This is a genomic window from Rhodoferax sp. (genome assembly GCF_037143375.1).
In the GTDB taxonomy this organism is placed as follows: Bacteria; Pseudomonadota; Gammaproteobacteria; order Burkholderiales; family Burkholderiaceae_C; genus Rhodoferax.
Genome location: NZ_JBAWYV010000107.1, coordinates 1 through 11,055, shown reverse-complemented (window position 1 = coordinate 11,055; position 11,055 = coordinate 1). Strand labels below are relative to the sequence as shown.

At 57.7% G+C, this 11,055-nt stretch carries 12 protein-coding genes; 8 read left to right on the top strand and 4 right to left on the bottom strand.

Translation table 11 applies throughout. The features are described 5' to 3' along the window. Positions 1–276 precede the first annotated feature (276 nt). The gene (locus WCG50_RS14040) at positions 277–552 is read left to right on the top strand and encodes a PAS domain S-box protein (protein WP_336900225.1); all 276 of its coding nucleotides are present in this window, start codon (positions 277–279) and stop codon (positions 550–552) included. A 139-nt stretch (positions 553–691) separates the two neighbouring features. On the opposite strand, the gene WCG50_RS14035 is transcribed toward WCG50_RS14040, so the two are convergent. Beyond that, on the bottom strand, positions 692–1,027 hold the full coding sequence (locus tag WCG50_RS14035; RefSeq protein WP_336900227.1) for a helix-turn-helix transcriptional regulator: 336 nt from the start codon (positions 1,025–1,027) through the stop codon (positions 692–694). Between the two features lie 443 nt (positions 1,028–1,470). On the opposite strand from WCG50_RS14035, the gene WCG50_RS14030 reads away from it, so the two are divergent. Beyond that, a complete protein-coding gene (locus WCG50_RS14030) occupies positions 1,471–1,821 on the top strand; it encodes a hypothetical protein (RefSeq protein ID WP_336900224.1) in 351 nt (116 codons plus the stop codon). A 204-nt stretch (positions 1,822–2,025) separates the two neighbouring features. On the opposite strand, the gene glmS is transcribed toward WCG50_RS14030, so the two are convergent. Continuing rightward, positions 2,026–3,894 (bottom strand): glutamine--fructose-6-phosphate transaminase (isomerizing), encoded by a 1,869-nt coding sequence (gene glmS / locus WCG50_RS14025; RefSeq protein ID WP_336900226.1) that lies wholly within the window; start codon positions 3,892–3,894, stop codon positions 2,026–2,028. A gap of 353 nt (positions 3,895–4,247) precedes the next feature. On the opposite strand from glmS, the gene WCG50_RS14020 reads away from it, so the two are divergent. The 6 genes from WCG50_RS14020 to WCG50_RS13995 are packed head-to-tail and all read left to right on the top strand — an operon-like array spanning position 4,248 to position 9,376. Continuing rightward, positions 4,248–5,021 carry an ABC transporter ATP-binding protein gene (locus tag WCG50_RS14020; RefSeq protein WP_336900223.1) on the top strand — a complete coding sequence of 258 codons (774 nt, stop codon included), beginning with the start codon at positions 4,248–4,250 and terminating at the stop codon, positions 5,019–5,021. Then, positions 5,022–5,726: an ABC transporter ATP-binding protein gene (locus WCG50_RS14015; protein ID WP_336900222.1), complete on the top strand. Its 705-nt coding sequence runs from the start codon at positions 5,022–5,024 to the stop codon at positions 5,724–5,726. A gap of 49 nt (positions 5,727–5,775) precedes the next feature. Then, positions 5,776–6,969, top strand: coding sequence for an ABC transporter substrate-binding protein (locus WCG50_RS14010; RefSeq protein WP_336900221.1), 1,194 nt, complete (start codon positions 5,776–5,778; stop codon positions 6,967–6,969). 52 nt (positions 6,970–7,021) lie between these two features. Continuing rightward, positions 7,022–7,906, top strand: coding sequence for a branched-chain amino acid ABC transporter permease (locus WCG50_RS14005; protein ID WP_336900220.1), 885 nt, complete (start codon positions 7,022–7,024; stop codon positions 7,904–7,906). A 3-nt stretch (positions 7,907–7,909) separates the two neighbouring features. Next, positions 7,910–8,863, top strand: coding sequence for a branched-chain amino acid ABC transporter permease (locus WCG50_RS14000; RefSeq protein WP_336900219.1), 954 nt, complete (start codon positions 7,910–7,912; stop codon positions 8,861–8,863). Positions 8,864–8,890: 27 nt separating this feature from the next. Continuing rightward, positions 8,891–9,376 (top strand): Lrp/AsnC family transcriptional regulator, encoded by a 486-nt coding sequence (locus WCG50_RS13995; RefSeq protein ID WP_336900218.1) that lies wholly within the window; start codon positions 8,891–8,893, stop codon positions 9,374–9,376. Here the strand turns inward: WCG50_RS13995 and WCG50_RS13990 are convergent. Together WCG50_RS13990 and glmU are read right to left on the bottom strand one after the other, a co-directional pair. After that, positions 9,371–10,162: an ATP-binding protein gene (locus WCG50_RS13990; RefSeq protein ID WP_336900217.1), complete on the bottom strand. Its 792-nt coding sequence runs from the start codon at positions 10,160–10,162 to the stop codon at positions 9,371–9,373. The two genes, WCG50_RS13995 and WCG50_RS13990, sit on opposite strands and share 6 nt — an antisense overlap. After that, a partial coding sequence (gene glmU / locus WCG50_RS13985) for a bifunctional UDP-N-acetylglucosamine diphosphorylase/glucosamine-1-phosphate N-acetyltransferase GlmU (protein WP_336900216.1) occupies positions 10,159–11,055 on the bottom strand: 897 nt, incomplete at its 5' end. The genes WCG50_RS13990 and glmU, both read right to left, overlap by 4 nt.

Here is an 11,055-nt window from a genome sequence, read left to right as displayed (position 1 = left end):
ATCCATAACGTTAGTCGCGCATGACATGTGAATCTTACGCAGACAGCCATTGGTTAAGTCAGTGCTGGGATCCAAGAATCAGGATGCTGTTGCCATGCCCAGGCTCCATCAATTGGCCATTCTGTCCAATATGAAGCCAACACAATATGCCCAACATCACTCTATGCTTCCGGCATTGCGAGTCGCATCAAAGGCTGGAACTGACCACTTGCACGGTTACGATGTTTCCCAGTCCTATTCGCGGCGGCTTGGCATGCTCACGGGACTATCTACGCCGTGTGTGGCATTGCCACCGACATCACAGAGCGCAAGCGCGCAGAGAACGCGCTTCGCATCGCCGCCATTGCTTTCGAGTCGCAGGAAAGCATGATGATCACCGATGCCCGCAGTGTCATTTTGCGCACCAACCGGGCATTCACCGAGAGCACCGGCTATGCCAGTGAGGACGTATTAGGAAAGACGCCTCAACTGTTGTCCTCCGGGCGACATAACGCAGAATTTTTCCAGTCCATGTGGAAAACCATCCACCACACGGGCAACTGTCATTTCTGAGTTGTGTTCGTCGAGGCGGATTGAGTTCAGTGAAGACACCCAAGGTGCCAGGGCTGTCAGCGAACGCAAAGCGACCGGTCCAAAATCAGGATTGACACCGGCATCTGTTGCGCTGAGTGAGTGCTGCATGTCAATTCTGCTAAGGGGTGTTTCCAGTGCCAGGAATTGGCCCAAGTGCCGACAGAGACTTAATAACCGCCGACAAGGCACGTGCGTGAGCGGCAGAGCCATTCCAGGTGACGGTCAACGCGTTTACGAGCTCATCGTTAGCTCGCACCGATTCGGCCGTTACTCCGCCCTCGGTCCTCTCAACATAAAGACAAACTTCCTCTGCTAAACGGGAGGCGCGAAACCCTCGGCCACTCAGTATCCTGCTGACCTGCGACTGGCTAGCGCCAAGATCAGCGGCAATTTGCTCCTGCGTTATTCCGCGTGTCTTGCATGTTTTGCGGGCACGTTCTGTACGTGCAAGCATTTCGGAATTTTTCATGCATTAAGGATATTTAAAAGAATAAATGCATATTAAGCGATCGGTTTGACGGTGGTAAGAGGGTCCGTCAGTACAAGAAGGTCGAGCAGACCTACGGCCGGGACGTTCTCAATCTGGTGATAGTTAAGGGTTGCCTCGCCAAGCCCCTTGTTGGTGGCGGTATGAACGCGCGAGAAAATGGCGGTTGAGCGCTTGTTCCGTTTACGTATGCCTCACCCCTCGCCCGCAAGCATGGAACGGATTAATAACTTCCTGGGTAAGAAGCCGCGCGAGCATTTGTCAAAGAAGACAAACGCGAGCAACTTGGATGCAGCTCGCGAAAATTTGATGAGTCAGGTCGCTTCAATCGTCACTAGTTGTTAACGGCGGAGAGGACCGTTCCAAATTCGACCGGATGGGCATGGTGAATTTTTGTGGGGCCGTAAATCATGATGCCAAATGCTGATTTACGACTTTTGTCCAATCGCAAGTCCAATTTGGACGACTTTATTCTCACCATACACCCGCCTACCCTTGACAGTTTTTCTCTCAATTTACAGTTCTTATCTATACGACCACTTTTACTTGGCAAGCCAATCATCCCAGTTGGTATGAGCGGGCACGTAGCACAGAACGCCTGGACAGCCGAAAATGCTGATCCAGATCGATACCTACCCGGTATCGTGTGCAAAGGTGAGTTGACCATTTTGGGCAACGCCGACTCAACAAATGAACAGATCGTCGATGCGGTTATCACGCTCTTGCAGCGGGTGGAACGAATTGCAGCCACAAATATATAGTTCCAAACCTCCCAATTCCTTTTGAGTACAAGGTAGGTCGCGGAATCGCCGAGACGCTGGACAATACGACCAGTGGGAGACTGAGCGTTTATATTGCTTTGGGCATACGAATATGGAATTTCAGATAATTTTTGAATTACTGATTTAATTCTCAATTTACCGGTTTAATTACTACGATCACAATAACCTGCAATTATTGGATCACTATTCGACTGTCACACTTTTGGCCAGGTTACGAGGTTTATCAACATCGGTGCCCTTGGCGCATGCGGTGTGATAAGCCAGCAACTGCAGCGGCACCACATGCAACAGCGGCGACAACTCACCGTAGTTCTCGGGCATGCGAATGACGTGCAAGCCTTCGCCTGATTCGATGCGGGTGTCGGCATCGGCCAGCACATACAGCACACCGCCGCGGGCGCGCACTTCATGCATGTTGCTCTTTAGTTTTTCCAGCAAGGCGTCGTTAGGGGCCACAGTGACCACCGGCATGTCGCTGGTCACCAGCGCCAACGGGCCGTGCTTGAGTTCACCCGCCGGGTAAGCCTCGGCGTGGATGTAGCTGATTTCCTTGAGCTTGAGCGCGCCTTCAAGCGCAATCGGGTAGTGCAGGCCCCGGCCCAAAAAGAGCGCATTGTCCATTTTGGCGAAGTCTTCAGACCACGCAATTACCTGTGGTTCCAGCGCCAGCACGGCTTGCAAGGCAGCGGGCAAATGGCGCATGGCCTTGAGGTGACGCGCTTCTTCTGACTCGCTCAACCGGCCTTTGGCTTGCGCCAGCGCCAGCGTCAGCAAAAACAAACCCGCCAGTTGCGCGGTGAAGGCTTTGGTGGACGCCACGCCAATCTCGATCCCGGCCCGGGTGATGTAGGCCAACTCGCATTCACGCACCATGGCACTGCTTGCTACGTTGCAAATGGTCAGGGTGTGTTTCATGCCCAGGCTCTGTGCATGGCGCAAGGCGGCCAGCGTGTCGGCGGTCTCGCCCGACTGGGTGATGGTGACGACCAGCGTGCGCGGGTTGGGCACCGAATCGCGGTAGCGGTATTCACTGGCCACTTCGACTTGCGTAGGAATCTTGGCGATGCTCTCCAACCAGTATTTGGCGGTGCAACCGCTGTAGTAACTGGTGCCACAGGCCAGGATCAGGACCGAGTCAATTTCCTTGAACACCCGTGCCGCGCTAGCTTGGCTGCCGTCAAACAACTCGGGAACGATACCGTCCACGCCTTCCAGCGTGTCGGCAATGGCACGGGGTTGCTCAAAAATCTCTTTTTGCATGTAGTGGCGATACGGTCCCAATTCAGCCGCACCGCTGTGCGCCACCACGGTCTTGACCGGGCGCTGCGCTGGCAGCACCGGCTTGTGATTCTTGTCAACCAGCCAGTATTTGCCCATCTGGATATCGACCACATCGCCTTCGTCGAGGTAGACGATCTGATCGGTCACACCGGCCAGGGCCATGGCGTCGCTGGCGAGAAAATGCTCCTGACTGTCTTTGCCCACACCCAAAATCAGGGGTGAACCGGCCCGCGCGCCAATCAGGCGGTGCGGCTCGTCTTTGCAAAACACCGCGATGGCGTAGGCGCCATGCAACTGGGGAAGTGCCGTTTTTACCGCTTCGAACAGGTCACCGTCGTACAGGCTGTCGATCAGGTGCGCGATGACTTCGGTGTCGGTCTGACTCAAAAAGACATAGCCCTTGGCCTGGAGTTGCGCCCGCAGGTCATCGTGGTTTTCAATGATGCCGTTGTGAACAAGCGCGATACGACCGGGTTTACTGGCCGCGTCTGGCCCCGTGCCGTGGCTGAAATGGGGATGCGCGTTGTGCACCACCGGGGCGCCATGGGTGGCCCAGCGGGTATGGGCAATCCCGGTGCTGCCTTCGAGGTGGGTCGTGCTGATCTGCTCAGCCAGTTCGGCGACTCGCGAGGTGCTGCGGGCGCGCTGCAAACCGTTGGCATAGACCGCCACGCCGCAGGAGTCATACCCGCGATATTCCAGGCGAGAAAGCCCTTGCACCAGAATGGGAACGATGTTGCGGTTGGATACCGCGCCGACAATGCCGCACATAGACTTCTCCAGAAAATAGGTGCCTGATGGTAGAAGCTTCATTAAGAAATATGCTATTTAAATTTATATAAATTTGGATTTTTATTTCAAATTTAATAGCTAATGTTTTTTTGTTTCATTAATTTATATTTATTGAAATAAAAGTCGCCGCAAATGACCGGGCTTCGACTTTCAATTCATCAAGCCAAGAAACCCCGTGAGCGGCCGACCGTGCCGTTCATCTTGATTCGCCACCGGTAAAACTACCTAAGTGCTTACCCGCTCACGCAGTGCGGTGCAACTCGGTACATTCAAATTTAGTTGTCTACGAATTCAAATGTTCGCGACTCAAATCAAATTTGCGGGAGATCCATTTGTCAGCTGAAATCATTCTTGAAACGCGCGGTTTGACCAAAGAGTTCAAGGGTTTCGTGGCTGTCAACCAAGTTGACCTGAAGGTTCAGCGCGGCCACATCCATGCGTTGATTGGCCCCAACGGCGCGGGCAAAACCACTTTCTTCAACCTGTTGACCAAATTCCTGCAGCCCACCAAGGGCAGCATCACCTTCAACGGCACCGACATCACGCGAGAGCAACCCGCGCAAACAGCCCGGCGCGGCATCGTTCGCTCGTTTCAAATCTCGGCCGTCTTTGCACACATGACCGTGCTGGAGAACGTGCGTGCGGCACTGCAGCGCAACCTGGGCACCTCGTTTCATTTCTGGAAAGCCGAAAGCTCCTTGAGTCACCTGCACGAACGTGCGGAGCAACTGCTGGCCGAGGTGGACCTGCAAAACTTTGCCAGCGAAATGGCCGTCAACCTGCCCTACGGCCGCAAGCGCGCGCTGGAGCTGGCCACCACACTGGCGCTGGAGCCCGAGTTGATGCTGCTGGACGAACCCACGCAGGGCATGGGCCATGAAGACGTGGACCGCGTGACGCAACTGATCAAGAAAGTCTCTGCCGGGCGCACCATCCTGATGGTGGAGCACAACATGAATGTTGTGTCTTCGATTGCCGACCGCATCACGGTGCTGCAGCGCGGCGCCATCATTGCCGACGGCCCCTACACCCAGGTTTCAACAAACCCCCTGGTGATCGAGGCCTACATGGGCACCGTCGACACCACCCTGCAGGGCGCCCACTGAATGACCACCGAACTGCTCCGCATTGAAGACCTGCACGCCTGGTATGGCGAATCCCACATCCTGCACGGAGTCAACCTGAGCGTGAATCAGGGCGAAGTGGTGACGCTGCTGGGGCGCAATGGCGCCGGGCGCACCACCACCATGCGCGCTATCGTCGGCCTGACCGGCAAGCGCAGGGGCTCGATCAAGATCAACGGCAACGAGACCATCCGCATGGCACCGCATCTGGTGGCGCGCCAAGGTGTGGGTTATTGCCCGGAAGAGCGCGGAATTTTTGCCAGCCTCACTGCCGAAGAAAACCTGATGCTGCCCCCGACGCTGGCACCCGGCGGCATGGGCGTGGACGAGATCTACACCATGTTTCCCAACTTGCAAGAGCGCGCCAACAGCCCTGGCACCCGCCTGTCAGGGGGTGAACAACAAATGCTGGCGGTGGCGCGTATTTTGCGCACCGGCGCACGCCTGCTCTTGCTCGATGAAATCTCCGAAGGTCTGGCGCCGGTCATTGTGCAAAAGCTGGCCGAAATGATTCTGACGCTCAAAGCCAAGGGCTACACCATCGTGCTGGTGGAGCAAAACTTCCGCTTTGCAGCGCCACTGGCCGACCGTTTTTACGTGATGGAGCACGGCACCATCGTGAAACAGTTTGCGCAACATGAACTGACCCAAAACATGGGCATGTTGCAGGACTACCTCGGCGTTTGAAACGACGCCAACACTTCATTTTTCAAACCACAACCCACCAGGAAACCGCATGAAACTTAAAGCACTCGTTACCGCCTTGGCCCTTGGATTTGGCGCCGGCGCCTTCGCGCAAAACACCGGCCCGGTCAAGATTGGTTTCATCACCGACATGTCCAGCGTGTATGCCGACCTTGACGGCCCCGCCGGTGGCGAAATGGTCAAGTGGGCCGCGCAGGACTTCGGCGGCAAGGTGCTCAACCGCCCGATTGAAGTCGTGACCGCCGACCACCAGAACAAGGCCGATGTGGCGAGCTCCAAAGCGCGCGAATGGATCGACAAGGACGGCCTGTCGATGCTGATCGGCGGCACCAATTCCGGCACATCGCTTGCCATGGCCAAAGTGGCCGAAGAGAAAAAACGCCCCTTCTTCTCGATTGGTGCTGGTTCGGCCCGTCTGACCAACGAAGCCTGCTCGCCCTACACCGTGCATTACGCCTACGACACCGTGGCGCTGGCCAAAGTGGCTGGCACGGCGCTGGTCAAGGCCGGTAACAAGAACTGGTTTTTTCTGACCGCCGACTACGCTTTTGGCCACTCGCTGGAAGCCGATGCCTCCACCGTTGTGAAAGCCAATGGCGGCAGCGTGGTGGGCGCCGTGCGGCACCCCCTCAATGCGTCCGACTTCTCCTCGTTCTTGCTGCAGGCCCAGTCGTCCAAAGCCCAGATTCTGGGGCTGGCCAATGCCGGCGGTGACTTTACCAACGCCATGAAGGCGGCTAAAGAATTCGGCATCACCAAAACCATGAAGGTCACCGGCCTGCTGGTGTTCATTACCGACGTGCACAGCCTGGGCCTGGCCAATGCTGAAGGCCTGCAACTGGCCGACAGCTGGTACTGGAACCAGGACGAGCCCTCACGCACGTTTGCCAAGCGCTTCTTCGCCAAATACAAGCGCATGCCGTCCAGCGTGCAAGCCGCCGACTACTCAGCCGCCACCAACTACCTGAAGGCGGTGCAAACCGCCGGCACCACCGATGCCGACAAGGTGATGACCGTCCTCAAGGGCATGAAGATTGACGACTTCTACAACAAGGGCCAGATCCGTGCGGATGGCCGCATGATCCACGACATGTACCTGTTCCAGGTCAAGTCGTCCAAGGACTCCATCACGCCGTGGGATTACTACAAGACCGTCGCCAAGGTGCCGGGCGAGCAGGCGTTCACCACGCCCGCCGAATCCAAGTGCGCGCTGCTCAAAAAATAACTAAAACCCCTCACCCTCTTCCCGGCGGGGAGAGGGCACGACGTTAGGTCACATGGAAATTTTCGGCATTCCCCTTCAAGCTTTTCTGGGCCAGTTGCTACTGGGCTTGGTTAACGGCGCTTTTTATGCCCTGCTCAGCCTCGGGCTGGCGGTCATTTTTGGTCTGCTTGGCATTGTGAATTTTGCGCATGGCGCGCTTTACATGCTGGGCGCGTTTGCCGCCTGGATCATGCTCGACCAGTTTGGCATCAACTACTGGTTTGCGCTGGTGCTGGCACCGCTGACGGTGGGTCTGCTGGGCGTCGTGATTGAGCGTCTGTTTCTGAAGCGACTTTACAAGCTCGACCCCTTGTATGGCCTGCTGCTGACCTTTGGCCTGGCCTTGATTGCCGAGGGGATTTTTCGCGAACTGTATGGCGTGTCAGGCCAGTCCTACAACGTGCCTGAACTGCTGTCGGGCGCCACGAACCTGGGCTTCATGGTGCTGCCCAACTACCGTGCCTGGGTGGTGGCGGTATCGCTGGCGGTGTGCCTGGGCACCTGGTACCTGATTGAGCGCACCCGGCTTGGCGCCTACCTGCGCGCCGGCACCGAGAACGCCGCGCTGGTGCAGGCGTTTGGCATCAACGTGCCCCTGATGGTGACGCTGACCTATGGCGCCGGTGCCGCGCTGGCTGGCCTGGCAGGTGTGCTGGCGGCCCCCATCATTCAGGTCAACCCGCTGATGGGCTCCAACCTCATCATCGTGGTGTTTGCGGTGGTGGTGATTGGCGGCATGGGCTCCATCATGGGCTCGATCCTGACGGGTCTCGGCCTGGGCATTATTGAAGGGCTGACGCGGGTTTTTTACCCGGAAGCCTCCAGCATCGTGGTGTTTGTCATCATGGTTATTGTGTTGATGATCCGACCCGCCGGTCTGTTTGGCAAGGAGGCCTGAGCCATGAAACCAGCCAACAAACTCATCGCCGCCACCTACCTGGTTCTGCTGGTGCTGGCCGTTCTGGCCCCCGCGCTCGGGCTCTACCCGGTGTTTGTCATGAAGCTGCTGTGCTTCGCCATTTTTGCCAGCGCCTTCAACCTGTTGCTGGGTTTTACCGGCCTGCTGTCTTTTGGCCATGCGGCTTTTTTTGGCTCGGCGGCCTATTTCACTGGCTACGCCATCAAGTCGCTGCACGTCACCCCAGAGCTGGGGCTTCTGGCGGGGGCTTTCGGTGCTGGCCTGATTGGTCTGGTGGTCGGCTTGGTGGCCATTAGGCGCCAAGGCATTTACTTCGCCATGATCACCCTGGCGATTGCCCAAATGGTGTTTTTTGTCTGCCTGCAAGCGCCCTTCACAGGCGGTGAGGACGGCCTGCAAGGGGTGCCGCGCGGCGCGTTGTTTGGCCTGCTGTCACTAGAGTCGGACACCACCTTGTACTACCTGGTGCTGGTGATTTTTGTGGCCTGTTTCATGTTCATCTCCCGCATCGTGCATTCGCCGTTTGGCCAAGTGCTGAAAATGATCCGAGAGAACGAACCGCGCGCCATTTCACTCGGCTACCAGGTGGACCGCTACAAGCTGTTGGCCTTTGTGCTGTCTGCTGCGCTGGCCGGGCTGGCAGGCTCGCTCAAGACCCTGATCATGGGGTTTGCCACGCTCTCGGATGTGCACTGGTCGATGTCGGGCGAAGTCATTCTGATGAGCTTGCTGGGCGGCGTGGGTACTTTCTTCGGGCCGGTGCTGGGGTCGGGCATTGTGATCGCGCTGCAAGACATGTTGGCCGACAAGGTGGGCTCCTGGGTGACCGTCATCATTGGCGTCATCTTTGTCATTTGCGTGATGGCCTTTCGCAAAGGGGTGGTCGGCGAATTGCAGGCTTATCTGGAGCGTCGTCGGCAAGCCGTCTTGAAATAATTAGAATATTTCATATTTGGGGAAAATATGGAATTCTCAAACCTGGATGCCATCGACCTCCAACTGCTTGACCTGCTGCAAAACGATTCTTCCCGCAGCAACCAGGACTTGGCGGCGCTGGTGCACACCTCGCCGCCCACTTGTTTTCGGCGCGTCAAACGGATGCGCGATGCCGGGCTGATCGAGCGCGAAATCGCCGTTCTCAGCGTCGAAAAACTCCAAGAGGTCGCGGGGCACGGTTTGTGCGCCATTGTGGAGATCACACTTGACCGCCAGGACAACGCGGCGCTGGAAGCGTTCGAGAAGCGCGTGGCCGGGGATGAGGCGGTGCAGCAGTGTTACCGGGTCTCGCCGGGGCCGGATTTTTGCCTGGTGGTGCACTGCGCGCACATGCCGGACTATCTGGCGCTGGCTCAGCGGCTGTTTACATCGGATGCCAATGTGCGCAACGTCAAGACTTTTTTCAGCGTCAAGCGCAGCAAGTTTGGGGCGCGGGTGCCACTGCCGCTATAACGCCGCTTTAACGTCTGCCAGAGGCAGCGTCACGCTGATTCGGCAACCGGCATCAAGCACACCGCTGGCAGACACCGTGCCACCATGGCGTTCAATGATTTTGCGGGTCAGCGCCAGTCCCATCCCAAGGCCTTCAAACTCACGCGCGCCGTGTAAGCGTTGAAACACATGGAATAACTTGGCGGCGTATTGCGGATTAAAACCGACCCCGTTGTCGGTCACAGTCAAGGCGCACAGACCACTGGCGTCCAGTTGCCAGTTCACTTGGATCACAGCCAAAGCCCGGCTGGCGGTGAACTTGCAGGCGTTGGATAACAGGTGCGAGAAAACTTGGCGCAACAGCGCGGCATCGCACATCAGGACAGGAATATCGGTGTCCACTTGCCAATCCACCACTCGATCGGCTAACGCCGACGCCATTTCAGCGCAGACATCACGCACCATTGCCACCACGTCCACCGGCGTCAATTGCAGCCCGACCTGCGATAGGCGTGACAGAGCCAACAAGCCGTCAATCTGGCGACCCATCTGTTTCGCCGCTTGGCCGACGGTGCCCAAATGGCCCCTGATCCCCGCCGGGGCAGCGTCGCCCAGGTCTTCCTGAATAATCTGCACGTAGGCGTTGACGTGCCGCAGCGAGGCCCGCAGGTCGTGCGACACCGAGGCGGTGAACTCATCCAGCTCGGCCCGGGCTTTCAACAATTCACACTTCAGATGTACGTTTTCCAGCCTTAAGGATTCCAGCGCATCCTGTGGCAGCAACCGGTCCTCGGGCTGCTCGTTCATTTGGAGGGTCGATTCCAGTTGGCGATGCTCACCTGCTTGCCCCGGGCCACACTCAAGGCCCCGGCGGGTGTGCTTTTCGTCAGCGTGGAGCCGCCGCCCACCGTGCCACCCGCACCGAGTGTGATGGGCGCCACCAGCACGCAGTTGCTGCCAATGTGCACATCGGCCTCAATCACCGTACGGTGCTTGAAAGCACCGTCGTAGTTGGCGGTGATGCTGCCCGCCCCATAGTTGACGCGCTCGCCCACCGTGGCGTCGCCCAGATACGCCAGGTGGTTGGCCTTGGCACCCTTGGCCAGGGTTGAATTTTTGACCTCGACAAAATTGCCGATGTGCACCTCGGCGCCCAATTTGGCACCGGGTCGCAGTCGGGCAAACGGGCCGATCAAGGCGCCCTCACCTACTTCAATGAAGTCTTTGCTGCCCGGCTTGCCGCCTTCGATGTGGGTGAACGGGTGAATTACCGCCCCGGCGGCGATGCTGGCGTTGGCAATCACGCAATTGGCGCCAATCTTCACGCCTTCGCCCAAACTCACCTGGCCTTCAAAGACACAGTTCACGTCGATCGACACGTCCTGGGCGCAGGTCAGGCTGCCCCGCACATCAAGCCGCGCCGGGTCGGCCAGACGCACGCCCTGCTCCATCAACTGCTGGGCGTTGCGCAACTGAAAGGCCCGTTCGAGTTCGGCCAGTTGCACCGGGCTGTTGACGCCCGCCACTTGGGCCGCGTCGGTGATTTTGTGGGCCACCACTGGCACGCCATCGGCCACGGCAAACTTCACGATATCGGTCAGGTAGTACTCGCCCTGCACGTTCTGGTTGTCCAGCCGCGCCAGCCATTTTTTAAGTTGAGCGGCGGGCACCGCCATGATGCCGCTGTAGATTTCACGAAT